The organism is Bradyrhizobium sp. OAE829, assembly GCF_040546575.1.
Classification (GTDB): Bacteria; Pseudomonadota; Alphaproteobacteria; order Rhizobiales; family Xanthobacteraceae; genus Bradyrhizobium.
Genome location: NZ_JBEPOE010000001.1, coordinates 496,891 through 521,971 on the forward strand (window position 1 = coordinate 496,891; position 25,081 = coordinate 521,971).

Genomic DNA, 25,081 nt, shown 5'->3' on the forward strand with positions numbered 1-25,081 from the left:
TGACGTCTCCGTTCACCATCAGGCGATGAGACGCCCCTTGCGGGCAACCGGTTCGACGCTATCGCAAGTTCTTAATCCAAGTTCTTAATCATTGTCTGGTGAATAGGCCGCAGCGCAGCATACTCAGTTGTGAACCGAAGCGTCGGTCCGGCCGACTCAAGCGAACACCCCGTGCAACTTTTCCTGTTGGTTCGGCGTTGTTCTCTTTCATCATCCAACAAAGGATAGCCGTCGTGGGCAATGGCAACATCAGTGTTGGCAATCAATCCTCGCCCCGCAAATCCGGCCAGCAACAGATGGCTGGCGCGATGTCGCAGCAGGGCGCACCAGTCATGGGCGACAATCAGTGCTCGCCGCAAAAGTTCGTGCGCCTGGTAGGCTGCCACGAGCCTAAGGCAAAGCCCGGCTCAGAGGTCCGCCCACATCCCGATCCGGTGAAACGGTAAGTCCTAGGACGGCCGCCAAGCCGCGGACCTGCGCATCAGGACTAATGGACGAACTCGCCACATTTCTGCACCGCGGCGTCGGCGGCTCCCCAGGGCATGATCGGCACCGAGGATGTCGAGTTCTTGGGTGACCCCTCGATCAGCCGGTCCGAATACACCATGTAGACGAGCACGTTCCGCTTGGGGTCGCAGCCGCGGACAATCTGCATCTTCTTGAAGAACAGCGAACGGCGCTGGCGAAACATGTCGTCGCCCTGGGACATCTTGCCCTTGAACCGGATCGGCCCGATCTGGCGGCAGGCCAATGAAATATCTGAAACTTCCTCGGCAAGCCCGAGCCAGCCCTTGTAACCGCCCTTCTCCGGTACCGTAAAATGGCAGGCCACGCCGTCGACCTCGGGGTCGTCGACGCCGTAGGTAGCAAGCTTGTCATTTGGGCTCAGCCATTTGAACACGGTCGAGCGACGGAAGATCAGGTCCGGCTCGTCGGCCGCAAAGGCCGGACCGGCCTGCCCGACCACCGCAGCCAACACTGCCAACGAGACGCCCAAGGCCAGATTTCTCCATGACTTGTCACACTTACCGATGGCCTTGAATGTCATTTCTATCTCCGCTGAAGGACCCACCGGTTATGTAATGTGCAAATGCCGCACAGGAAGGCTGAGGAACGGTGCGGGGGAGCTCGCGTTTAACGGAATGTGAGGCTTTTTTGCTACGCTTGCGGCGAAAAGCGCGGGTTTAGAGGGCTTAAGCTGGTGAACGCTTTTCGCGTCTGCAACAACAAATGATTATCGGAACATCGGATTCGACGATCTGGACTCAGGGAATTTGGGCGTGAGCGGGCATCGGCTTTTTGGGTTGAATAGTACGAGCGTAAGCAGTGCGAACCAGCGATTTTGGCAAATAGCTGTTCTGGTTGCCGCAGGCACCATCGGCGCCTCCTCCCACGCCGACGCCGCCCTGTATTACTGGCAGGACTCCGACCCCAGCTTCTACCGGCCGGCACCATCAGCCCAGCCGCGCAAGCAGCGCGCCCGCAAGCCCTCGAAGGCCATGGTGGCCGCCGAAAAGGAAATCAGCGCCAAGCCGCAGGGCCCCCTGATCATCGCGATCTCGATCAACCAGCAAAAGGTCAGGGTCTACGACGCCAACGGAATCTTCGCGGAAAGTCCGGTGTCGACGGGCACGAAAAGCCATCCGACCCCGATGGGCGTGTTCAGCATCATCCAGAAGCACAAGATGCACCACTCCAACATCTACAGCGGCGCGCCGATGCCCTTTATGCAGCGCATCACCTGGTCGGGTGTCGCGATGCATGCCGGCGCCCTGCCCGGCTATCCGGCATCGCACGGCTGTATCCGTTTGCCGATGGCCTTTGCCGCGAAGATGTGGAACTGGACCAAGATGGGCGCGCGGGTCATCGTTACGCCCGGCGAGATGACGCCTTCGAGTTTCTCGCACCCGCTATTGGTGGCTCAGAAGGTCGTGCCGCAACCTGTGGCCGCCGACGAGCCGATGTCGGACGCGCCGGCGGTGAAGTCCGACAAGGGCGCGGACGCTGGATCCACAATCAAGCCCGCGAGTTCAGAAGCGAGCCTGGAATTGCGATCGACCGTCGGTCACGGCACCGCCGATCGGACGCCATTGCGCCAACGAACCCAGACTGCGGATGCCAGCGGGGCCATGCCGGCGACCAATGCCGCGGCCACGATGTCCGATGCGTCACCCTCGGCGAGCAGGCTGCCGGTGTCGGGAGATGCTGCGGCCGAAGTGACATCCTCTGAGTCCAAACCGTCGGAAGCTGCAACGGCCGAGGTCAAATCGGTTGAGACCGGCGACAGCGTGAAGGCCGACGACAAGGTCGTCGAGGCGAAGGTAGAAACCAAACCCGAAGACTCCAAGCCTGAAGTAGCCAAATCCGAAGCGGCCCCGGTTGAGGCCAAATCGGTCGACGTGAAACCGGACGAGGAGAGAACCGGGGCGCTGAAGGCGGACGCGCCCAAAGTCGATGCGCCGAAAGTTGAAGCGCCGAAGGCCGCCGAAAAACCGGCGGAGCCCGTCAAGGCGATCGCCGATACGCCTGCCGTTGCGCCCGATGCGAAAAAGGATCCGTCGCGCCTGCCAGGCGTCGAGAAGGCCGCGGCGAAGCCGGAACCGAAGCGCACCGGGCAGATTGCGGTGTTCGTCAGCCGCAAGGACGGCAAGCTCTATGTGCGGCAGAATTTCACGCCGCTGTTCGACGTGCCCGTGACGATCGCGCCGAGCGAGCGGATGCTGGGCACGCATGTCTTCACGGCGGAAGTCGACAAGACCGATCCCAATCTGCTGCGCTGGTCGGTGGTGTCACTGCCGGTGACCGCCCGCAATGCGGCGCTCACGGAAGAGGACGAGCGCGCCGCACGCCGGCGCAAGGTCGCCGGCGGAGCCCCGGCCGAAGCCAAGCCTGCACCGGCGCCGAACAGCCCGGCCGAAGCACTGGACCGCATCACCGTGCCGCCGGAAGCGATGGCGCGCATCACCGAAGCCCTGACGACGGGCGGTTCGATCGTGGTCTCCGATCACGGCATCAACACGGGCGAAACCGGCGAAGGCACCGACTTCATCGTTCCGCTGCGCTAACTCGCATAACAGCTTGTTGAGCGGCGCCGGTTCGCCGGCTCGGCTATGCTTCGCCTCGATGAATCTAGCGCGAGGCTCGCCATGATCGATCGCAGAACCATGATGACGGCAACGCTGGCCGCCATTGCAGGCATCGGCTCGGCCCGGACCGCCAACGCGCAGGCCGGCATGAGCCGGATCACCGCCTACGCGTTTTCGTTTGGCGGATTGGCCGGCGGCGATATCAGGCTTTCGGAATATGCCGGTCGTCCCCTCTTGATCGTCAACACCGCCTCGCTCTGTGGCTTCACGCCGCAATATAAGGGGCTGCAGGAATTGTGGACACAGTTCAGCGACCGCGGCCTGATGATCGTCGGCGTTCCCTCCAACGATTTCGGCGGCCAGGAACCCGGCGGCGCGACCGAAATCGCAGCAACCGCGCAGCACCATTACGGCGTGACCTTCCCGATATCGGCCAAGGTCATGGTGAAAGGGCCGAATGCGCATCCGTTCTACAAATGGGCAGCAGAAGCACGGCCCAGGGATGTTCCGCGCTGGAACTTCCACAAATATCTAATCGGCCGCGACGGCTACATCGCCGAAGTCTTCCCGGAATCCGTCGACCCCTCGGATACGCGGGTGAAGACCGCGATTGCGCGGTCGCTCGCACAAGGTGTTTCCGAACGAAGCGGCTAACGGGTCGCTTGCGTGGAAACAGCGGGAATAATCCCCTGAATTAACCGGTTCGGCGACAAATCGGCGGCCTTGTGTGACAGCCGTTGCCTTGGCGAGGCCGCTGTAACTAGGCTATTGTGCGTTGGGGCGGGAAGCGGCCGGACGACGGCAAAGCCGGTACCGGACGCGGGATCATTTAAGGAAAACAAGATGCGTATTGCGGCAGGGTTGATCTTTGCAGGCGCGGTTTCGTTGTTGACCTCGAGCGCGGCCTGGTCTCAGACGCCGCCGGCCAAGGGCGCCGCTGCGCCGCCGGCGGCCGCTCCAGCGCCTGCTGCCGCAGCGCCTCAGGCAGCTCCTGCCCCGAAAGCCGCGGCCGCTCCGACCCGGCCACCTTGCACCAACCCGAACGCACTCGGCGTCGGACGCACCGTCGAGATCGACACGACCGGCGGTCCCGGCTTCGGCTTCGAACATTTCAAGGATCTGGACTTCCTGCGCGACAAGGAAGTCGTGCTGACATTCGACGACGGCCCGTGGCCGGTCAACACGCCGTCGGTGTTGAAGACGCTCGCCGAAGAATGCACCACGGGCATATTCTTCCCGATCGGCAAACATGCCACTTATTATCCGGAAATTCTCAAACAGGTCTACGCGGCCGGCCACGCGGTCGGTTCGCACACCTGGTCACACGCCGCCCTGGTCAACAAGAAGCTAAGCGAAGATCAGCGCAAGGAAGAGATTGAGAAAGGTTTTAGCGCCGTCAAGTGGGCATTGGGCGGCACCTCGCCGGCGCCGTTCTTCCGCTTCCCGGCGCTGCAGCACCCGCCGGAAATCGTCACCTATCTCGGCACGCGCAACATCGCGATTTTCTCCTGCGATCTCGACTCCTTCGATTTCAAGGCAAGCAAGCCAGAGAAAATCATCGAGACGGTGATGCGCAAGGTCGACAAGCTCGGCAAGGGCATCATCCTGATGCACGACTTCCAGAAACACACCGCGGAAGCCCTGCCCGAGCTCCTGAAGAAGCTGAAGGCTGGCGGCTACAAGGTGGTGGCGATGCGCGCCAAGGCGCCGATGCAGACCCTCCCGCAGTTTGACGAGAGTCTACTGAAAGAGGCCAAGCTGCCGACCGTAAGCTCCCGCCCGGTTTCCAGCGTCGTGCAGACGATCTCGGAATAATCGGCTTCGACTCGGCGATAAGTCCATGCCGGCGCTGCGCATCGAAGGCTACGTTATCGTCTCGGCGGACGGCATGCTGGCGAACGCCAGCAATGTCATGCCTGATGATTTGAAATTCGAGGGCGACAAGCAGTTCTTCACAGCCGCCCTCGACCGCGCCGACCTGATCCTGCACGGCCGCAATTCCTTCGAGGACCAGCCGAACTCGCCGCGGCGCAAGCGCCTTATCCTGACGCGAAAGGTTCGCGCGATTGCGCCCGATCCCTCCAATCCCAATGCCACGCTGTGGAATCCGGCTGGCGCCTCCTTTGAAGCCGTCTGCGAGCAGGCCGGAATACGCGCCGGCACGGTCGCCGTGATCGGCGGGCCTTTCGTGTTCGGCATGTTCATGGACCGCTACGACGTGTTCTGGCTGTCACAGGCCCCGCACGTGCGGCTGCCGGACGGCGAGCCCTGCTTCCCCGGGGTGCCCGCGCGCTCGCCGCAGCAGGTATTGGCGTCGCACGGATTACGCGCCGGACAACCGCAAATGCTCGACCCCGCGGCTGACGTCACCGTCACGCCGTGGCGGCGGACCTGAACACACGTCCGGTCTAGACGTCGTAGGCAGGTTCCGACGATCGCGGCCCGCGGCCGTAGCCTGCGATCATGAACAGGGCGCCGACGATCGAGAGATTCTTCAATGCATCGATCAACGTCTTGGCGTTCTCGGGCGAGGCTTGATTCCAGAAATCGTGGAAATAGAAGGTGGCTGTCAGCACGAAGAAGATCAAAAGGATCGCAAAGAACCGCGCGCCGAAATTAACCGCGATCATCAGCCCGGCGATAATCTCGAACCCGCCAATCGAAAGTGCCAGCAATTGCGGCATCGGCATGCCCGTCATGGTTTCGAGCTGCGATGTATAGGGCGCGATCAGCGTGGGAATGGTCACCTTGGACGCGATGAAATCCGCCGTCTGCTGGATGCCGAAGAGCTTGGTCGCTCCGGTGTAGATGAAGAGCACGGCAAACAAAACTCGCCCGAAAGTAAAGAACGCTGGCATGGGTCGGCCTCACTGGATGGCAATGCAATGTCACAAGCGGTCGCGCAAGGCGATTATGAGCGTTTCGTCTTCGCTTTTCAAACGGTCAAAACCATCCGCGTTAGAACCTTTCGATATCAACTAGCCGAACAGGGTCGGTTGCGCACGGCCGGCACGCTCCTGGGCTTCGACGGCGGCAACCGCCGTCATGTTGAGAATGCCGCGCGCGGTCACCCCCGGGGTAAGGATATGCGCCGGACGCGCCGGGCCGATCAGGATCGGGCCTACCGGCAATGCATCCGCCAGCGTCTTGATCATCTGGTAGGCGACGTTGGCGGTATCGAGGTTCGGCATGATCAGGATGTTGGCATCGCCTTCCAGCTTCGAATGCGGAAGCACGAGCTTGCGCGCGGCCGCCGATAGCGCGGTATCGCCCTGCATTTCGCCGTCGGCCTCGATCTCCGGATGCTTTTCCTTCAATAGCGCGGTGGCGAGACGCATCTTGCGCGAGCTATCGGTATCGTAGCTGCCGAAGTCGGAATGTGACACGAAGGCAACGCGGGGCTTCATGTTGAAGCGCTGGACGTGGATCGCCGCCAGCGATGCCATCTCGGCCAATTCCTCGGCGCTCGGATTAGGCCTGACCTGCGTGTCGGCGATGAAGTAAGAGCCCTTGCTGGTGATCATCATCGCCAGCGCCGCAAAATCGCTGACGCCCGGCAGGAAGCCGACGATTTCCCGGACATGACGCAGATGGCTCATGTAGCGGCCCTCGACGCCGCAGATCATCGCGTCGGCCTCGCCGCGAACCACCGCAAGCGCCGCGATCACGGTGGCGTTGGTGCGAACCACGGTGCGCGCGGCCTCGGGCGTGACACCGCGCCTTCCGGCGACGTCGATATAGGTCTGGACGTAGGAGCGGTAGCGCGGATCGTCCTCGGGATTGACGAGGTCGAAATCCTGCCCGGCCTTGATCGACAGCCCGAACCGCTTGATCCGGGCTTCGACCACCGAGGGCCGCCCGACCAGGATCGGCCGCGCCAGTTTCTCTTCGAGCACGACCTGGGTGGCGCGAAGCACGCGCGCGTCTTCGCCCTCGGCATAGATCACGCGCACCGGCTGGGATTTCGCCTTGGCGAATACCGGCTTCATGACGAGGCCGGAACGGAATGCAAAGCGCTCCAGCAGCGCGGTATATTCGTCGAAATTCTTGATCGGCCGTGTCGCCACGCCGGAATCCATCGCAGCCTTGGCGACAGCCGGCGCGATGCGCAGGATCAGGCGGGGATCGAACGGGCTCGGGATCAGCGATCCCGGTCCAAACCCCTGCGTTTCGCCGCTGTCGAAGCCTTGCGCCACCGCGTCCGACGGCGGATCGCGCGCCAGCTGTGCGATCGCATCGACCGCGGCGTGTTTCATTTCCTCGTTGATCCCAGTGGCGCCGACGTCGAGCGCGCCGCGGAAGATGAACGGGAAACACAGGACGTTGTTGACCTGGTTCGGGAAGTCGCTTCGCCCGGTGCAGATCATCGCGTCGGGGCGCGCTTTTCGCGCCTCGTCCGGCATGATTTCCGGGTTCGGATTGGCCAGCGCCATCACCAGCGGCTGATCGGCCATCGCCTTGACCATTTCCGGTTTCAGCACGTTGGGCGCGGACAAGCCCAGGAAGATATCTGCGCCGCCGATCACGTCGGCGAGCACGCGCGCGCTGGTCTTCTGCGCATAGACCGCCTTCCAGCGGTCCATCAGCGTGTTGCGGCCCTCGTGCACGACGCCGTCGATATCGCAGACCCAGATGTTCTTGTGTTGCGCGCCGAGCGACACCAGCAGATTGAGGCAGGCGATCGCGGCTGCACCCGCGCCGGAGCAGACGATCTTGACGTCGGCAAGCTTCTTGCCGTTCAGCAGCAGCGCGTTGGTGATCGCCGCGGCGACGATGATGGCGGTGCCATGCTGGTCGTCGTGAAACACCGGGATCTTCATGCGCGCCTTGAGCTGCGCCTCGATCTCAAAGCACTCCGGACCCTTGATGTCTTCCAGGTTGATGCCGCCGAAGGTCGGCTCCAGCGCCGCCACCGTCTCGACCACGCGCTCGATGGTGTCGGCGGCGATCTCGATGTCGAACACATCGATCCCGGCGAATTTCTTGAACAGGACCGCCTTGCCTTCCATGACCGGCTTGGACGCCAGCGGGCCGATATTGCCGAGGCCAAGCACGGCCGTCCCGTTGGAGACCACGGCCACCAGATTGGCGCGGGCGGTCAGGCTCGCCGCTTCAGCCGGATTGTTGGCGATTTCGGTACAGGCGGCCGCGACGCCCGGCGAGTAGGCCAGTGCCAGGTCGCGCTGATTGGCGAGCGGCTTGGTGGCCTGAATTTCCAGCTTACCGGGCCGCGGCAGCCGATGGTACGCCAGTGCTGCGGAATGGAGATCTTCAGAATAAGACGACATGCATACTCCCGCGTTCCCGGTCCCGATCTTTTGTTTCTTCGCCACGTCCGGACGAGGTCAGTTTTGCCGGCAGATTGAGCCGGATGTGAAGCACGCGCAACCGCTTGGATGCAACAGCTGATGGCGCCCCCATCAACAGGGCCTGACGGCTGGCGGATCGACGCAAACGGTCGAACCCGTTACCATGGCCCCTCCCCATCCCCGGTCATTCGACCGACAACGGCAAATTGCCCTCCGCCCACCGGCAACCGGAGCTGCCCGAATGGTAAAGGTTCTGAGCGGCCTGGTTGCCGCAATCGTGATCGCGGTGGGAGGGTTCTTCGGCTTTCAGTTCTATACCCAGCATCGGATAGCCAGCGAGGTCGACGCCGCACTTGAGCAGGTTCGCGCGGCCGGTGGCAAGGCGAGCCATGGCAAGGTGTCGTTCGACCTGCTGAGCCGTACCGTCACGATCGCCGAGATCGCCGCGCAATCGGCAGCGCAACCGCCAGTCAGCGTCAAGATCGGCAGCCTCACGGCCTCCGGCGTCAGCCAGCCGGACGCGGCGCGGTTCTCCGCCGAGAGCATCGAAATCGCCGATGTCGAGATCAGCGCGGCCATCGCCCCGCAGCCGGCTCTGAGCCTCGCCTACAAGGTGCCGCGGATCATCCTGAAGGACTATTCCGGCCCCGCCAGCCTGCAAGGGCCGCCGGCTTCGTCGTCCTTTGCCGACGTCTACCGGTCCGTGCTCGAGCAGTTCGCAGGCGTTGCGGCGACGTCGATCACCGCTCCCAGCCTGACCGCAACCATCAACTCCGGCGTTGCGACGCCGGGCGGCGGCGAGGTCGCTTATACGGGCCTTGCGATGCAGGGCATCAAGGACGGCAAGGTCGCCAGCACGAAGATCGACGGTGTGGTTTTCACGGTCAACGCCCAAGGCGCGGGGGGCAAGCCGGACAAGCTCGCCGGCAACCTCGCCAATATCGCAGGCTACGACATCGACACGGCAGCGGTGGCCGCGCTCTTCGACCCGCAGAAGGCTGGCGACGACAAGTACTACCGGACCTACCGGCAGATCACGACGGGTCCCTATGTCGTCACGTCCGGGCAAGGCCTGAACATGCGGATCGACGGCATGACGATCGACGACGTCGGCCTGCGGCCGTCGCGGATGCAACTTGCGGATCTGCTGGCAATGATACCGCCGCCCGGCGCCGCGCCGCCGACGCCGGCGCAGGCGCGCGCGATGCTTGAGAAGGTCGCCAAGGTGTACGAGGGCTTGCGGATCGGCAATGCCGAGATGACTGGCTTTGCGGTCGAGACGCCGCAGGGGCCCTTCAAACTGTCGGCGATGCGCTTCAATCTGGACAGCGGCAAGGTCAACGAATTTGCGATCGAAGGCCTCGATGGCCGCACGCCACAAGGTCCCATCAAGCTCGGTCGCTTCGCGCTCAAATCGCTCGATGTCGCCAACCTGATGCGGATGTCGGCGCTGTTCTCCAACCCGTCGCAGCAGCCACCGCCCGACCAGGCGCTCGGGATGCTGGCGCTGATCGAGGGTGTCGAACTCAAGGCGCTCGCGGCGCCCTTCAAGGACACGGGCCGGCCGGTCAACATCGACGCCTTCAATCTCGATTGGGGCAATTTCATCGGCCCGATCCCGAGCAAGTTGCGGCTGGCACTGAAGATGGCAGCGCCGCTGGATGCGCGCGATCCCGGCCAGAAGGTGCTGGTCACGGCCGGCCTCGACAAGGCGGCCATCGATTTTGATCTCGGCGCGGCCTGGACGGAGGCGTCACGCGCATTCGCCCTCGAACCGGTGACGCTCGACGTCGGCGGCATCGCCAAGGCGTCGCTGCGGGTGTCGCTCGCCAACGTGCCGCGCGGGGTATTTTCGCCCAATGCGGTCCAGGCGGTGGCGATGGCCGGGCAGATCGAGGCCGGCGCGATCGACCTCACGCTGCGTGATACCGGCGGCATCGACCTTGCGGTCGCACAATATGCCCGCCTCCAGAACGTCAGCCGCGAGGCCGCGCGGAGCGCCATCGTCGAGGGTATCCGGTCCGGCAGCGAACAAGCCGCGGCCACCAATCCCGATGCCGTCGCCGCGGTGCAAGCGGTCGCCCGCTTTGTCGAGACCCCGGGCCAGACGCTCAACATCAAGCTGACCCCGCTCGGCAAGGTGCCGGCGATGCAGCTCATGCAGCTATTGAAGACCGACCCGATGGTTGCGCTGGCGCAATTCCGGATCGAGGCGTCAACCGGGCTCTAACCCTGCGCTAGCCTTTGTCCGGCAGATTGAGCCGGATGTGCAGTTCGCGCAGCTGCTTGATCGCGACATCGGACGGCGCGCCCATCAGCAGGTCCACAGCCTGCTGGTTCATCGGGAACAGCGAGATTTCGCGCAGGTTCGTGGTGCCGCAGAGCAGCATCACGATGCGATCGACGCCGGCCGCCATGCCGCCATGCGGCGGGGCGCCGTATTGGAACGCGCGGTACATGCCGCCGAACCGCTCGACGACGTCCTTCTCGCCATAGCCCGCGATCTCGAACGCCTTCACCATCGCCTCGGGCTTGTGGTTGCGGATGCCGCCGGAGGCGATCTCGTAGCCGTTGCAGACGATGTCGTACTGGAACGCCTTGATGGTCAGCGGGTCCTGCCCGTTCAGCGCGTCGAGGCCGCCTTGCGGCATCGAGAACGGGTTGTGCGAGAAGTCGACCTTTTTCTCAGTCTCGTCATACTCGTACATCGGGAAGTCGACGATCCAGGCGAGCTCGAACCGGTCCTTGTCGATCAGGTTCAGCTCCTCGCCCACTTTGGTGCGCGCGAGGCCAGAGAACTTCCAGAACTTGTCCGGATCGCCGGCGACGAAGAACGCGGCATCGCCTTCCTTGAGCCCGAGCTGGCCGCGGATTGCGGCAGTCCGCTCCGGTCCAATGTTGTTGGCGAGCGGACCCGCGCCCTCACCGCCCTCGCGCCACATGATGTAGCCGAGGCCGGGCTGGCCTTCACCCTGCGCCCAGGAGTTCATCCGGTCGCAGAACGCACGTGAGCCACCGCCGGGTCCGGGGATCGCCCAGACCTGGTTCTTCGGGTCTTCCAGCATCCGCGCGAACACCTTGAAGCCGGAGCCGCGGAAATGTTCGGAGACGTCCTGCATCTCGATCGAATTGCGCAGGTCCGGCTTGTCGCTGCCGTATTTCTTCAGGGCTTCGGCGAACGGAATCTTCCGCCAGCCTTTTGTCACCGGCTTGCCTTTTGCAAACTCCTCGAACACGCCGGTAATCACCGGCTCCATCGACGCGAACACGTCTTCCTGCTCGACAAAGCTCATCTCGACGTCGAGCTGATAAAACTCGCCCGGCAGGCGGTCGGCGCGCGGATCCTCGTCGCGGAAGCACGGCGCGATCTGGAAGTAGCGGTCGAAGCCCGACATCATCAGGAGCTGCTTGTACTGCTGCGGCGCCTGCGGCAGCGCGTAGAACTTGCCCGGATGAATCCGCGACGGCACCAGGAAGTCGCGCGCGCCTTCCGGCGAGGACGCGGTCAGGATCGGGGTCTGGAACTCGAAGAAGCCCTGCTCCTTCATCCGCTTGCGCATGGAATCGACGATCGCGCCGCGGGTCATGATGTTCTGGTGCAGTTTCTCGCGACGCAGGTCGAGGAAACGGTACTTAAGCCTTATGTCTTCAGGATATTCCTGCTCGCCAGCGACCGGCAGCGGCAGCTCGCCGGCAGGCCCCAGCACCTCGACCGCGCTGACATAGATCTCGATCTTGCCGGTCGGCAGTTCGGCATTGACGGTGCCTTCGGGACGATGGCGCACTTTGCCGTCGATCCGCACCACCCACTCCGAGCGGAACTTTTCCACTTCCGCAAACGCCGGCGAGTCCTTGTCGGCCACGCACTGGGTGATGCCATAGTGGTCGCGCAGGTCGATGAACAACACGCCACCATGGTCGCGGATGACGTGGCACCAGCCCGAGAGGCGAACGGTTTCGCCGATGTGGCTGTCGCGGAGCGCGCCGCATGTATGTGACCGGTAGCGATGCATGGAAATCCCAAAAACTGATATTGGAGGTCTAATCGAGGGCCAAGAATCACGACAAGAATCGGGGAACAAGGCCTGCCCGAGCTGCGGCAGGGTTTACCCGACGAGGTCAGGCCCGGCAACCAGTGGCGGCCCCTGTTTTGGCCCAAAAAGCGGCATTTCGAAGCTATCGGACGTGAGCCCTTTGCCTATCCCCCGGGCGCGCCTATCTTTGGGGCCATGACCGTCCATTTCCCGTTCCAGAACACCTATACGGCGCTGCCGGCGAACTTTTTCGCTCGCGTGGCGCCCACCCCCGTGGCCGCCCCCCGGCTGATCAAGCTGAACCGGGCGCTGGCCGTCCATCTCGGCCTCGACCCGGAGGTGCTCTCTAGCCCTGAGGGTACCGAGATTCTCGCCGGCAAGCGCGTCCCCGATGGAGCCGACCCGATCGCGATGGCCTATGCCGGCCACCAGTTCGGGCATTTCGTGCCGCAGCTCGGCGACGGAAGGGCCATCCTGCTCGGCGAAGTCATCGACGCCAATGGCATCCGGCGCGACATCCAGCTCAAGGGTTCCGGCCCGACGCCGTTTTCCCGCCGCGGCGATGGCCGCGCCGCGCTTGGCCCGGTGCTGCGGGAGTACATCGTCAGCGAAGCGATGTTCGCGCTCGGCATTCCGACGACGCGCTCGCTCGCGGCCGTGATCACCGGCGAGCGCGTACAGCGCGAGACCATGCTGCCCGGCGCGGTGCTGACCCGCGTGGCTGCGAGCCATATCCGGGTCGGCACCTTCCAGTTCTTCGCCGCGCGCGGCGACACCGACGGCGTTCGCCAGCTCGCCGACCACGCCATTGCCAGACACTATCCAGAGGCCGCCAAGGCTGAGCGCCCCTATCACGCGCTGCTCGAAGGCGTGGTGGCGCGGCAGGCCGATCTGGTCGCGCGCTGGCTTCTGGTCGGCTTCATCCATGGCGTCATGAACACCGACAACTCCTCGATCTCGGGCGAGACCATCGACTACGGCCCGTGCGCGTTCATGGACCATTACGACCCCGCGCAGGTGTTCTCCTCGATCGACGAGATGGGCCGCTACGCCTACGCCAACCAGCCGCAGATCGCGCTGTGGAATTTGACGCGGCTGGCCGAATGCCTGCTGCCGCTGTTGTCCGACGACAAGGACAAGGCGATCGAACAGGCGCAATTCATCCTCGGTGAATTCGCAGAACAATTCACCACCGCCTACCAGGCCGGACTGCGCGCCAAGATCGGCCTCTTCAGCCAGCGTGACGGCGACGAGGCGCTGGTGCAGGACCTGCTCGACGCCATGGCCAAGAACCAGGCCGACTTCACCCTCACCTTCCGCCGCCTCGCCGACGCCGCGCTGGACGCCAACGACGACAGCGTCAGGGCCCAGTTCCTCGATCCCGCGGCGTTCGACGAATGGGCGGCGCGCTGGCGGCAACGCATCTCCGACGAGCCGCAATCGGCGACGGAGCGACACGCCGCGATGCGCAAGGTCAATCCCGCCTTCATCCCGCGCAACCACCGCGTCGAAGCCGTGATCCAGGCCGCGATGAACAATGATGATTACGCGCCGTTCGAGGAATTGCTGACGGTGCTGGCAAAGCCGTTCGAGGACCAGCCGGCGTTTGCTGAATACGCCAATCCGCCATTGCCGGAACAGCGCGTGCTGCAGACGTTTTGCGGGACGTGAGAACTGTCGTCCCGGGCTTGACCACAGATGCGCAATTGCGCATCTGGGGTCAAGCCCGGGACGACAGCGGTTTTGTTGTTGCACTGAGCACCAAACACAGTTTCGCATTCTCGCGACGCATTGCGCCCGAGGTTTGCAAGTAACTTCCCGCCCGAAATAAGAGGGCGCAGGGAAGACCGGGTGCGCGCTGCACCCGCGGTCTCGCGTGCGGATTGCACAAAACAAAGTGCACACGAGCATACAGGGCAGCGGAGAACACCCGGCCTTCCCTGCGCAATGGCTTTACGGCTTATGCCGTGATCTCCCCGGAGACGAGTTCTTGGTTGACTCCGTCGCTGCCGTTCCCGCTTGCGCTTCTCCGACAGCTTGACGCCTGCAACGGGCGCCAGGACCACACGCAAACATATGCACCTGATTTTCATTCGGGTAAACAGAAATATTTTTTGTTTCGGGGCTTGACACGAATTCTGAAAAGCAGAACTGATTTGCCCGTCGGGTCGTTTTGTCGCGCCCGCGTCATTGCACGCAGGCGCGAACGGCCGTCGCGACCATCGCGGCGGCTGGCGTGGCTTCAAGCCGATCGCATCGGATCAGGCGACAGACAGCTTTGCAGTTGCGCCGAACCCCGGCATGACGCCGCCAAGCATCGTCCCCAACGCCGCCAAACACGGCTTCATCATGCGGCGCTCACACCAATTGCCCGGCATATTGACGAAGGCAAAGCCTGCCTTGCGCGCCAGCGCCTGCATCTCATTGTTGGTCCGCAGCGTGTCGCCGAAGATATGGCGGGCGCCGAATGCCGCCGCGAGGCGCTCGAGATTCGAAAGCAATGCAGAGCCGATGTTGCAGCCCCGGTGGTCATCGTGAACGGAAACACCGAACTCCAGGCCACCGGTTGCCCGGTCGAACGCATAGCAGGCCTCGGCGACAATCGTTTCGACGCCATTCACCGTCATGACAGCGACCACAGCGAAGCGATTGTCCGCGCTGGATCGAAACAACAAATCGAGATCCCGATCCGAGGGACCGTGGCTGGCGCCGGTGAACCGGTTGCGCCGCGCGGCCGGCGACAGCGCCTCGAAATAGGCCTGCAACGCTTCGCGGTCATCAGGTTCAAGCAAGCGGATCACCACCGATTTTCCGGTCCGCAACCGCACAATGTCGAAAACCGCCGAGGCTGCCGTGGCTGTGAAGGTCGCGGCGACGCCGAGCGCTTCGCCCTGGAGCATTGGTGCCAGCGCGGGAGAGTCGCAAGCCACATCCATCACTTCATGCCGCCATTCGATCGAATTCATGACCAGCTCCTCTGAACATACTGGTGAAGGGGTCGAGGAGGTCATGCCCTCCCCGGGAGAGCACTACGCAGCAACGGACTGGATGCTCTGATACCTGACCACGTCGGCCAACGCCTTGCGGGCGTAGAACAAGCGCGTCTTGATCGTCGCCTGCGGGAGGCCGATGATCTCGCTTGCCTCCTCGACGGACTTCAGCGCGAAGTCGACGAGTTCAATCACCTCGCGATGCGGCGGCAGCAACCGCCTGAGAAAGTGGTCGAGTTCGACGCGCGTCCTGGCGCATCCAAGCCGGAGCGTCATCTGGGACAGATCGATGCCGGCCTCGTTCAGCCAGGAGATTCCGTTCTCTCGGGCCGATGCGCTGGTCTCGGCAAAAGTCGTTGGCATGATCGTCTCCTTGATACGCTTCCATTCACGCGATGGAACGGACGCATAAGGAGGCCGCGTTTCTGCACGACTTCGTGAATTGCAGAGAATAGTTCTGTGGGACGGAAAATGGTTTCAGTTTCGCTTTCGCGGTGAAACCCCAAAACAAGATAAACTTTATTCAAATGATGGATATGCAGGCCCCAAAGCGACGCTTGAAGCTCAGCTTGCGGCAAGCTCGGCGAACGTACGGCCGGTAGCGGCGCGGAGCGGCGTGCCCTTCGACAGGATCGCGAGCAGTGCTGCGTGCTGATCGCCCTCCGCGCTTTCAAGCGTTAATTTCGCCCACAGGTAGGACGCTTCGAAAACGCGCTTGTGGTTGTCGAACTCCATGACCTTGGCGCCGGGAATGGTCGGCGGACGCATCACAAAATCGGCGGGGCCCACCGGAATCGAATCCACGCGCTGATGCACCAGCAGGCTGCGCCAGAGCACGCTGACCGCCGATGGCGCCCTTGGCAGGCGCTTTCTGCCAAACGGCAGCAGCAGACTGGAAATCAGCTTGAGGCGTCCCGGCAGCGCATCGTAATCCACCTCGAAACGTTCGATTTCCTGCTTGCCAAAATGGACCACCAGATTTGGCCCGCGCTTCAGATTGTGCATCGGCGCAAGCGGGATGTTGTCGATCAGACAGCCGTCAACCAGCATCGAGCCATCCTTGGTGTAGAATGGCGGCAAGATCCCGGGAATTGATGCCGACGCCCGCACCGCCTGCCACAGCGACCCGGTACGAATGACTTCGCCGGCCTGAGTGGAGAGGTTGGTTGCCACGGCGGCAAACGGCTTCCAGCAGTCCTCGATGTTGCAATCCGCCCCGAGCGCTTCTGCAAGCGCGCGGTCGAGCGCCTTGTGGTCAAGCAGGGAATATCGCGGCCAGGTGGGGCGCTTGAAACTCCGGCTCTTGACGAAAATATCGTCCGTGCCTCGATCAAGATCTTCGGCTTCGAGGTTCTTGGCGAAGCCGGCCATCATGGCAGCCCCGACGCTCGTTCCGACGAAGATATCGAAATCAACGCCGCGTTCGCGAAACGCCTTGTAGATTCCAAGGTGCGTCGGCCCCAATCCCCCTCCGCCAGCCGCCACAAACCCGATCGCCCGCCCGAGCAGGAAGCGCGCCAGGCTCCGCACATCGACGTCGTCCTGAAGCGATATGTGGTGATGCATGAAGACGGGCATGCGCCTCAACCAGGCGCCCGTGCCGCGCACTTCACCGCTTCGCTCATCATGAACGAGCACGAGCCGCCGCTCGTTGGTTCGATGATAGGTCGACGCCGCAGCCTCGACTTCGGTCAGGGAATCGTCCGGCGCGCTGCCCCTGCACACGAACAGGACCTGATCGGATTGCCGGATGCATTTTTGGGTCCAGCGCGTCAGCTCCCGGTCGCCAAAATAGGCGACGAGATCGGATGCCTGCTCCAGTCGATGCAGCCAGCCGGTAATCTCTTCATCGTCCGGATCCCGCCCGGGGAACAGTTGATTGATACGCTGGGAGGTCACGATCTCGACGACCGCGTTGCCGAGCGCCTGCGTCAGCAACGCGTAAAACCGCGGCGGCACCGGCTCCCTTCCCCCTTCCAGAACCACGATTGTTCGCGTGCGCGCAAGTTGTCGATTGGGAACGACGCGCGACGTCGTCTCGGCCACGCGAAGCGCCATCGCCTCGAGCAAGAAACCAACGATGCTGGGCGCTTCAATTGCAATCTTGTTGTAGGCGGCACGCGACAGTGACAGAACACAGGAATCCCTGATTGCCGTTACGGTGGCCGTCCGCGGGATCTTGCCAAAAAAGCCGATTTCACCGATGAGATCGCCCGGCCCCAGTTCGGCAATCAGCCCTTCGTCGCCCGCGCGCTGCACCGTGAACGCGCCGCGCACGACTTCAAAGAAAGCGTCCGACGCATCGCCCTCGGCGACAAGCTCTTCGCCGCGCAGAATGACCAGCTCGCGCATGAAACCCCGGATCTCCTGACGCTGCTCTGCGGTCAGCATCCTGAAGATCGAGACGTCGGAGGGAACGAAGGCCTCGGGAGGCGTTGCGGCATCGGCGAGAAGGGGAGCGTCGGGGACGAAGGGAGGCTCAGATGCGGTGGCACCATCTACCATTATGTTCTCCTCGATCGAGACTGCGCGGCGCACGTGACTGTTCGGGCGTGAACACATAGCAGCTAAAGCGTTCAAGTGGCTTGGCACGCAACCGGATTCGTTCAGCCATGGTGGATGGGCGGTAATGTCAATTACTCGACATTTGATCGATCGCGTTAAGCCGCCTGCAATCTTCGGCATCTCGTTGCAATTATCGGGACGAATCTGAAAAAATCCTGATATCGCTTCGCTCGCCCGGGCCAAGCTCGCTAACGTACGGGTCCAAGAAGGAGCACCGATGAGCAACGGCGATGACGTGCAGATCGAAGTTGCGCTGGCCGCGACCGATGAGGTGCGCCTGCTGATCGGCGAACTCGAGGCCGTGCTCGCAGTGGAGTATCCACCGGAGCAGCGGCATGGCTTTTCCATCGATGCCATCTTTCAACCGCATGTCCGCTTCTTCCTCGCGCGACGTCACGGCGTGGCGGTGGGCTGCGGCGGCGTCGCCCTCTTCCCGGAATATGCCGAGGTCAAGCGCATGTATGTGCGCGGCACCGCGCGGGGCCAGGGCGTTGCCGACGCCATTCTCGCGCGCATCGAGGACGAGGTGCGTCGCGCCGGGCTTCCCGTGCTGCGCCTGGAGACGGGAACGCGCCAGATCGCGGCGATGCGGCTCTATATACGCACGGGATTTCGGGAATGTTCCGCGTTCGGCGATTACGCGCTGAAAGCGCCGCAATCCATTGCGGCGAGTGTGTTCTTCGAGAAACGGATGTAAAGCATAAAGCGGCGGGAATGCAGCCGTGGTTCAACCTGCCCACAGGATGGAACCGGCGCCGCTTTCAGTTAAGAAACCCTCAGTACTTCTACGTTACGCTGGATTGCATCAGAGGCAATGCTTCGGGCGCACAATAGCGCCGTGACCTGGTTTGTCAGGTCGCATCCAGCTTGGCATTGTTTCCATTGTCGAGAAATTTGATCTCGTTGCTGGACCAATCGATGCTTAAATTAAAGAGAATTTCTGATCTACTGAAGGACTCGGCGGATAGCCTCGAAGGGCACAGCAGGACTGCCACTGGAAAAGCAGCGGACGAAACGGCCAAGATGATTAGAGACCTGCGCGATGCGGCCCGGGAGATCCTGACGAGTCAGGAATATCAAAATTCGAAGATCAAGTTCTAGAACCAAGACGCGACCATCAGGCGTTTAGTCCCGATGATGATTTTTTTCTGTTCAACCGGAGAATCCGGTTATGGTCGAAACTCGCATTGCGCCTCGCTTCCGTGTTGCCAAGCCCGCGAAGATTGATCACGGTGGCGACAAGATCAAATGCATGATCCGCGATATCTCCGCGACGGGAGCAGCGCTTGAGATATTCGATATCGTCCGGGTGCCTCAAAACTTCACATTGATTGTGCCAGAAGATGGCCTGAAGCTGGCGTGCCACATTGTTTGGCGGAAAGAATACCGGATCGGTGTCGCCTTCGATTAGTTATGTAGCCGGGATGAGTTGCGTAGCCCGGATGGGAGAAGCGACATCCGGGACTCTGGCATTTCCTCCGATACCCCGCATGTCGCCAGCGCTCATGCGGGCTACCGGTCTCACTCCACCTTCCCCGCCTCGTTCAGCCCGCTCTGCCAGGTCGACGGCTGCGTGCCAAAGCCGCGCTTGGCCCGCGTGCCGAGCCAGTAGCCGAATTGCGGCGGCACGTTGCGGAACGGGCCTTCGACGCCGAGTTTGAGGGCGGCGTCCATCGGCCAGTTCGGGTTGTTGAGGATTTCGCGGCCGACCGCGATCAGGTCGGCCTGCTTGTCCTGCAGGATCTGCTCGGCCTGGTCGCCATGGATGATGAGGCCGACCGCCATGGTCATGATATCGGCGTGGCGTTTGACATAGTCCGACAGCGGCACCTGGTAGCTGTATTTGATTTCCTTGCCGAGGATCGGCGCCATCTCGGTGATGCCGCCGGACGAACAGTCGATGACGTCGACGCCCTTGGCCTTGAGGATCTTCGCCAGCCGCGCGCTTTGCTCCGGTCCCCATCCGGCGTTGTCCTCCACCGACAGGCGGACGAACAGCGGCTTGTGGTCGGGCCAGTGCGTGCGCACCGCTTCGGTGATCTCGGTGATGAAGCGCATCCGGTTGGCCTCGGAGCCGCCATATTCGTCGGTGCGCTGGTTGGATCGCTCGGACAAGAATTGATGCACGAGATAGCCGTGCGCGCCGTGCAGCTCCAGCACGTCGAAGCCGGCCTCATGGGCGCGCCGCGCGGCCTCGCCCCAGGCCTGCACCAGGTCTTTCACCTCATGGCGTTCCAGCGCCTTCGGCACCGGCCATTTTTCGCTATGGGCAATCGCGCTCGGCGCCACCGGCGACCAGGCTTCCCAATCCTCGATCTCGGGCGTCCGCTGCAGCGGCCGGTCGCCTTCCCACGGCCGGGTCGCGCGCGCCTTGCGGCCGGAATGGCCGAGCTGAATGCCGGCGACCGCATTCTGCTGATGGATGAATGTGACGAGGCGGCCGAGCGGCTCGACAAAGGCATCGTCCCAGATGCCGAGATCGCCGACCGTGCCGCAACCGCGGCGCTCGACCTTGGTCGACTCGACGACGACAAGCCCGGCGCCGCCGGCGGCAAATTTGCCTGAGTTCATCAGGTGCCAGTCGGTCGGAAAACCCTTCACGGCGGAATATTGGTGCATCGGCGGCACCACGATGCGGTTCTTCAGCTCGACGCCGCGGATCCTCACCGGCGAAAACAGCAGCGTGTTCGACATTGTTGTTCCTTGCTCGCGCCCTCTCCGGTTTCCCGGAATCCTGGGCATCGCTCTCCCGGCAAGCTGCCGGCGGATGCCTGTTATTGTTTTGCGGTGGTCTCGGTCTTGCTATCCGTTTTGGCTGCCTTCGGTTTCGCGGGCGGCTTGGCGGCAGCTTTCGGGGCGGCATTGTCGCTGCGCACGGTTCCCCAGGGATCGGTGCTCTTTTGCTCCGGAATATTGCCCAGCGACCGCTTGTAAGCCCGCTCGGCCTCCTTCTCCGCCGCGATATCCGATCGCGTCTTTTCCTTGTCCTCCTCCCCGTATCTTTGAACGGGTGCCTGCTGGGCCAACGCCGGCCCGGCCAGCAAGACCATCACAGCCACGATGCCAATCATTTTCATGCGATCACTCCCCGGACGTTCCTGGCAAACGAATAGCACAGCTCCCGCGCCAGCCTAAATGCTGGATTGGGCGGAAATTGCTCGCGAAAACGCGCATTTCGCCGGCTGCAGCCAGTCGTTGCCCAGAGCGGCCCAGTTTTGTAAACGTCTGGCATGAATGCCCCGCTTCTCCCCAACTCCGCCGACGCGCTGCTGTTCGATCTCGGACGCGTCGTGCTCGATATCGACTTCGGCAAGGTGGTCGCCACCTGGGCCGGCCATGCCCGCTGCGAGCCCGCACAGCTGGTCGAGCGGTTCTTGCCCAATGACGCCTGGCATCGTCACGAGCGGGGCGAGATCAGCGACGCCGAATTCTTCGCAGGCCTGCGAGTCTCGCTCGGTATCGGCATATCCGACGCCGAGTTCCTGGAAGGCTGGAACGCGATCTTCGCCGGCGAAATGCCCGATATATCAGCATCGCTGGCGCGCGCCGGACAACGCCTGCCGCTTTATGCCTTCTCCAACACCAACAACGCGCATGTCGTGCATTTCAGCCAGGCCTATGCCGGCGTGCTCGGCCATTTCCGCGAAATCTATTTGTCATCGACGATCGGGCTTCGAAAGCCCGATGCGGCGGCCTATGATCATGTCGTCAAGGCGATCGGTGTTCCCGCCTCCCGCATCGTGTTCTTCGACGATTCCGCCGCGAACATCGACGGCGCGCGGGCGCGCGGCCTGGCCGCGGTGCATGTGACAGGGCCGGATGACGTCGCAAAGGCGCTTGCCGCGCTGGGAATTTGAGAGGGTGTTGCCGTGGCCCTGATGCCGGTCGTTGATGCACTGGCCGCGATCCTTGCGGGCGCCGATCCGTTGGCGGAAGAAATGGCCGCACTCGACACCGCCTGGCATCGCGTGCTCGCGCGCGACCTTGCGGCAAAGCGCACGCAGCCGCCGCAGGCGATGTCGGCGATGGACGGCTATGCGGTGCGATCGACTGATGCCGCCGACCTCTCCGCGCGGCTGAGGGTGATCGGCGAAGTCGCGGCGGGCCGCCCGTTCGAACGCAAGGTGGGGCCCGGCGAAGCAGTCAGGATTTTCACCGGCGGGGTGATCCCTGATGGCGCCGACGCCGTCATCATCCAGGAAGACACGGCCGCCAGCGGCGAGCACATCACGATCACGGAAACCGCCAAACCGGGACGGCATATCCGCGCCGCCGGCGCCGATTTCCGCGAGGGCGATGTGCTGCTTACCAAAGGAAGCCACCTCACCGAACGCGATCTGTCGCTCGCCGCCGGCATGAATTATCCGGAACTCGCCGTGATCAGCCGCCCCAAGGTGGCGGTGCTCGCCACCGGCGACGAGCTGGTGATGCCGGGCTCGAGCCCCGGCCCCGGCCAGATCGTCTACTCCAACGGCTACGCGCTGCGCGCGCTGGCGCGGGCCGAGGGCGCCGAGACCATCGATTTCGGCATCGCCGCCGACACGATCGAGGCGACCACTGACGGCATCCGCCGCGCCCGCGCATCCGGCGCCGACATCCTGATCACGATGGGCGGCGCCTCGGTCGGCGACCACGACCTCGTCAAGCGCTCGCTGGAGGCCGAGGGCGTCGCCATGGCGTTCTGGCGCATCGCGATGCGGCCGGGCAAGCCGATGATGCACGGGCGCCTCGGGGCGATGCGGGTGATCGGCCTGCCCGGCAATCCGGTCTCGTCCTATGTCTGCGGTTTCCTGTTTCTGGTGCCGCTGATTCGCGCGCTGTCGGGCCGAAAGACCATCCATCACGCGCGCGAGACCGCCCTGCTCGGCCGCGATCTTCCCGCCAACGACCAGCGCGAAGACTATTTGCGCGCACGGCTCGAGCGGCGCGAGGACGGCGCGTTGATCGCGGTGCCGGTGAGCCACCAGGATTCGTCGCTGCTTGGAAATCTCGCTGCGGCACGGGCGCTTTTGATACGTCCGCCGTTTGCGCCGGCGGTGCCGGAAGGCACGCCATGCGAGTTCCTGCGCCTGCCGGAATGACGTATCGCGACGGAATGTTCGGGCGAACGCGGCGCGCGTTCACCTGAAATTAAGTGGTTGCGGAACATGTATCGAACATATAGTGTCCGTTCATGATTTGTTTCGAGAGCTAGTGTCTACAAACGGGAGTTTTGGACTTCCGAATTTGAGACCGCACTCGCAACCGAGAACCGCGAATCTGAAGAACCGCGAAACTGAAGATCGCGAAATTGAACGACCACGAACTACGACGCGCCAACCGGGGGATTGCTCGAGATGCTTACGCGCAAACAGTATGAACTTCTGCGTTTCATCAACGAACGGCTCAAGGAAGCCGGCGTGCCGCCCTCCTTCGACGAAATGAAGGATGCGCTCGACCTCCGCTCCAAATCCGGCATCCACCGCCTGATCACCGCCCTGGAAGAGCGCGGCTTCATCCGCCGTCTGCCCAACCGCGCCCGCGCCATCGAAGTCATCAAGCTGCCCGAGCTTGCGGGCGCCGGTAACGGCAACGGCCGCCGCGGCTTCACCCCAAGCGTCATCGAAGGCACGCTCGGCAAGGTCCGCGCCGCCAGCGCGCCCGCCGAGGACGACGGCAACCGTCCGGTCGCCGTTCCCGTCATGGGCCGGATCGCCGCCGGTACGCCGATCGAGGCGCTGCAGACCCGCAGCCACACCATCAGCGTACCGCCCGACATGCTCGGCTCCGGCGAACATTACGCACTCGAAGTACGCGGCGATTCCATGGTGGACGCCGGCATTCTCGACGGCGACATGGCGCTGATCCAGCGCAACGAGACCGCCGACACCGGCGATATCGTGGTGGCGCTGATCGACGAGGAGGAAGCCACCCTGAAACGCTTCCGCCGCCGCGGCGCATCGATCGCGCTGGAGCCTGCCAACACCTCCTATGAAGTCCGCATCCTGCCGCCGAACCGGGTCCGGATTCAGGGCAAGCTGATCGGGCTGTACCGGAAGTACTGAGGGCGGCCCGCGTCAGATGCAAGCCGCGTGCGGCATCGCAAAAAGCCCCGGCCGTCGACCGGGGCTTTTCGTTGTCCGGAAGTTGGTACAGCCTTAACCGTCGCGGTGCGCCTGCACGCGTCCCACAATTGCCCAGAACGCAGCAAAAACTGGCGGCGTGGCGCGCTGTTTGGTTTGAGGCTTTTGCTCAAAGGCGTGCGAACGGGGGGACGAGACGTGGTCAGCAATATGATCACCAAGATCACCTGGCAGAGGGCGGGCCTGGTGACCGAGCCGGGCCGCTACATGCTCCGGTTCGGCTGGCTGACAGTGACGGCGGAAGATCTCGCGATCTGGCAGCAATATCCGGAGGCCGCCTTCACGCTGGTCGCGCTGCCCGGGATTGCCGACGACGGAAGGGAGCAATTCCATCTCGGCGCCTTCGAACTGCCGCTGCCGCCGATGCCCGAAAATCCGCAGCCGCCGTAGCGCGTTTGTGATCGGGCACGCCGGCCTTTCCGTCGCACTATTGCCCAGAACGGGAATAGACTTTGCTCAAGTCCACTCTGATAGAGGCCAGCGCCTCGAGGGAGGCCGGGTCTCTATCTCTTACGAGGGAGCGATCCGATGTGTGACTATAGTTTGCACGCGATGGCAACGCGTCCTGCTGAGGTCGGCGAGACATTGATTTCGACCACCTTCCGCGGCACCTCGACCCGCGGCTTTGCCAGCGAACGCGATCCCGCAGTTGCGGTCTGCATGCTGCCCGGGACCGAACTGGCCTTCGCGCAAGACGTCAAATACGACAACCGCTGGATCTGGACGCGGACGATCGGTTTTCGCGTCGGCAAGTTCAACACCATTGATCCGCACATCAAGGAACGGCACCACGACGCAATCGAATTTCCCGACGGGAGCCATGTGCTGGTGACGCAGCTTTGCGAGGGCCAGCGCGTCACCGTGCTGCAATTGCCGGTGGTGCATCCGATTCCCGAGCGCGCGGCAACGAAGGCGGGCACGGCGACGACGACACCGCTTTCCACCGGTTGAATTCCGCGCCGCCGGTCGCGCCCC

General features: G+C 63.2%; 24 protein-coding genes. 15 read left to right on the plus strand and 9 right to left on the minus strand.

The window, feature by feature from the left end; all coding sequences use genetic code 11:
- Nucleotides 1–233: 233 nt before the first annotated feature.
- On the plus strand, nt 234–446 hold the full coding sequence (locus tag ABIE49_RS02290) for a hypothetical protein (RefSeq protein ID WP_312016084.1): 213 nt from the start codon (nt 234–236) through the stop codon (nt 444–446).
- A 41-nt stretch (nt 447–487) separates the two neighbouring features.
- Here ABIE49_RS02290 and ABIE49_RS02295 read toward each other — a convergent pair whose 3' ends face one another.
- On the minus strand, nt 488–1,048 hold the full coding sequence (locus ABIE49_RS02295) for a CreA family protein (protein WP_192733366.1): 561 nt from the start codon (nt 1,046–1,048) through the stop codon (nt 488–490).
- Between the two features lie 256 nt (nt 1,049–1,304).
- Between ABIE49_RS02295 and ABIE49_RS02300 the strand changes: the two genes are divergently transcribed.
- The 4 genes from ABIE49_RS02300 to ABIE49_RS02315 all read left to right on the plus strand — a co-directional run bounded on the left by ABIE49_RS02300 (nt 1,305) and on the right by ABIE49_RS02315 (nt 5,481).
- Nucleotides 1,305–3,065: a L,D-transpeptidase gene (locus ABIE49_RS02300; protein WP_192733367.1), complete on the plus strand. Its 1,761-nt coding sequence runs from the start codon at nt 1,305–1,307 to the stop codon at nt 3,063–3,065.
- Between the two features lie 81 nt (nt 3,066–3,146).
- A complete protein-coding gene (locus ABIE49_RS02305; RefSeq protein WP_192733368.1) occupies nt 3,147–3,740 on the plus strand; it encodes a glutathione peroxidase in 594 nt (197 codons plus the stop codon).
- A 189-nt stretch (nt 3,741–3,929) separates the two neighbouring features.
- On the plus strand, nt 3,930–4,901 hold the full coding sequence (locus tag ABIE49_RS02310) for a polysaccharide deacetylase family protein (RefSeq protein WP_192733369.1): 972 nt from the start codon (nt 3,930–3,932) through the stop codon (nt 4,899–4,901).
- 25 nt (nt 4,902–4,926) lie between these two features.
- Nucleotides 4,927–5,481, plus strand: a complete 555-nt coding sequence (locus tag ABIE49_RS02315) for a dihydrofolate reductase family protein (protein ID WP_192733370.1) — start codon at nt 4,927–4,929, stop codon at nt 5,479–5,481.
- A 13-nt stretch (nt 5,482–5,494) separates the two neighbouring features.
- Here ABIE49_RS02315 and ABIE49_RS02320 read toward each other — a convergent pair whose 3' ends face one another.
- A complete protein-coding gene (locus ABIE49_RS02320) occupies nt 5,495–5,944 on the minus strand; it encodes a DoxX family protein (protein ID WP_192733371.1) in 450 nt (149 codons plus the stop codon).
- A gap of 120 nt (nt 5,945–6,064) precedes the next feature.
- Nucleotides 6,065–8,374, minus strand: coding sequence for an NADP-dependent malic enzyme (locus ABIE49_RS02325; protein ID WP_192733372.1), 2,310 nt, complete (start codon nt 8,372–8,374; stop codon nt 6,065–6,067).
- Between the two features lie 262 nt (nt 8,375–8,636).
- Between ABIE49_RS02325 and ABIE49_RS02330 the strand changes: the two genes are divergently transcribed.
- The gene (locus ABIE49_RS02330) at nt 8,637–10,625 is read left to right on the plus strand and encodes an aq_1923 C-terminal domain (RefSeq protein ID WP_192733373.1); all 1,989 of its coding nucleotides are present in this window, start codon (nt 8,637–8,639) and stop codon (nt 10,623–10,625) included.
- 7 nt (nt 10,626–10,632) lie between these two features.
- Here ABIE49_RS02330 and aspS read toward each other — a convergent pair whose 3' ends face one another.
- The gene (aspS, locus tag ABIE49_RS02335) at nt 10,633–12,408 is read right to left on the minus strand and encodes an aspartate--tRNA ligase (protein WP_192733374.1); all 1,776 of its coding nucleotides are present in this window, start codon (nt 12,406–12,408) and stop codon (nt 10,633–10,635) included.
- Nucleotides 12,409–12,624: 216 nt separating this feature from the next.
- Here aspS and ABIE49_RS02340 point away from each other — a divergent pair, with 216 nt between their 5' ends.
- Nucleotides 12,625–14,100 carry a protein adenylyltransferase SelO gene (locus tag ABIE49_RS02340; protein ID WP_192733375.1) on the plus strand — a complete coding sequence of 492 codons (1,476 nt, stop codon included), beginning with the start codon at nt 12,625–12,627 and terminating at the stop codon, nt 14,098–14,100.
- Nucleotides 14,101–14,690: 590 nt separating this feature from the next.
- Here the strand turns inward: ABIE49_RS02340 and ABIE49_RS02345 are convergent.
- From ABIE49_RS02345 to ABIE49_RS02355, 3 genes are all read right to left on the minus strand, one after another.
- Nucleotides 14,691–15,395: a GNAT family N-acetyltransferase gene (locus ABIE49_RS02345; protein WP_192733376.1), complete on the minus strand. Its 705-nt coding sequence runs from the start codon at nt 15,393–15,395 to the stop codon at nt 14,691–14,693.
- A gap of 63 nt (nt 15,396–15,458) precedes the next feature.
- The gene (locus tag ABIE49_RS02350; protein ID WP_192733377.1) at nt 15,459–15,782 is read right to left on the minus strand and encodes a sigma factor-like helix-turn-helix DNA-binding protein; all 324 of its coding nucleotides are present in this window, start codon (nt 15,780–15,782) and stop codon (nt 15,459–15,461) included.
- Nucleotides 15,783–15,983: 201 nt separating this feature from the next.
- Nucleotides 15,984–17,924: a patatin-like phospholipase family protein gene (locus tag ABIE49_RS02355; RefSeq protein WP_354066555.1), complete on the minus strand. Its 1,941-nt coding sequence runs from the start codon at nt 17,922–17,924 to the stop codon at nt 15,984–15,986.
- 277 nt (nt 17,925–18,201) lie between these two features.
- On the opposite strand from ABIE49_RS02355, the gene ABIE49_RS02360 reads away from it, so the two are divergent.
- From ABIE49_RS02360 to ABIE49_RS02370, 3 genes are all read left to right on the plus strand, one after another.
- Nucleotides 18,202–18,681: a GNAT family N-acetyltransferase gene (locus ABIE49_RS02360; RefSeq protein ID WP_192733379.1), complete on the plus strand. Its 480-nt coding sequence runs from the start codon at nt 18,202–18,204 to the stop codon at nt 18,679–18,681.
- A gap of 221 nt (nt 18,682–18,902) precedes the next feature.
- Nucleotides 18,903–19,085, plus strand: coding sequence for a hypothetical protein (locus ABIE49_RS02365; RefSeq protein ID WP_192733380.1), 183 nt, complete (start codon nt 18,903–18,905; stop codon nt 19,083–19,085).
- A gap of 70 nt (nt 19,086–19,155) precedes the next feature.
- Nucleotides 19,156–19,395, plus strand: coding sequence for a PilZ domain-containing protein (locus ABIE49_RS02370; RefSeq protein ID WP_192733381.1), 240 nt, complete (start codon nt 19,156–19,158; stop codon nt 19,393–19,395).
- Between the two features lie 110 nt (nt 19,396–19,505).
- On the opposite strand, the gene ABIE49_RS02375 is transcribed toward ABIE49_RS02370, so the two are convergent.
- Complete coding sequence (locus tag ABIE49_RS02375) at nt 19,506–20,678, minus strand: NADH:flavin oxidoreductase/NADH oxidase (protein WP_192733382.1); 1,173 nt, start codon at nt 20,676–20,678, stop codon at nt 19,506–19,508.
- An 80-nt stretch (nt 20,679–20,758) separates the two neighbouring features.
- A complete protein-coding gene (locus ABIE49_RS02380) occupies nt 20,759–21,055 on the minus strand; it encodes a hypothetical protein (protein ID WP_354066556.1) in 297 nt (98 codons plus the stop codon).
- 159 nt (nt 21,056–21,214) lie between these two features.
- Here ABIE49_RS02380 and ABIE49_RS02385 point away from each other — a divergent pair, with 159 nt between their 5' ends.
- From ABIE49_RS02385 to ABIE49_RS02405, 5 genes are all read left to right on the plus strand, one after another.
- Nucleotides 21,215–21,841: an HAD-IA family hydrolase gene (locus tag ABIE49_RS02385; protein WP_192733384.1), complete on the plus strand. Its 627-nt coding sequence runs from the start codon at nt 21,215–21,217 to the stop codon at nt 21,839–21,841.
- Nucleotides 21,842–21,853: 12 nt separating this feature from the next.
- Nucleotides 21,854–23,065, plus strand: a complete 1,212-nt coding sequence (locus tag ABIE49_RS02390) for a molybdopterin molybdotransferase MoeA (protein WP_192733385.1) — start codon at nt 21,854–21,856, stop codon at nt 23,063–23,065.
- Nucleotides 23,066–23,320: 255 nt separating this feature from the next.
- A complete protein-coding gene (lexA, locus tag ABIE49_RS02395) occupies nt 23,321–24,028 on the plus strand; it encodes a transcriptional repressor LexA (protein ID WP_192733386.1) in 708 nt (235 codons plus the stop codon).
- A 228-nt stretch (nt 24,029–24,256) separates the two neighbouring features.
- Nucleotides 24,257–24,496 (plus strand): hypothetical protein, encoded by a 240-nt coding sequence (locus tag ABIE49_RS02400; RefSeq protein WP_192734221.1) that lies wholly within the window; start codon nt 24,257–24,259, stop codon nt 24,494–24,496.
- A gap of 138 nt (nt 24,497–24,634) precedes the next feature.
- Complete coding sequence (locus tag ABIE49_RS02405) at nt 24,635–25,057, plus strand: hypothetical protein (protein ID WP_192733387.1); 423 nt, start codon at nt 24,635–24,637, stop codon at nt 25,055–25,057.
- Nucleotides 25,058–25,081 lie beyond the last annotated feature (24 nt).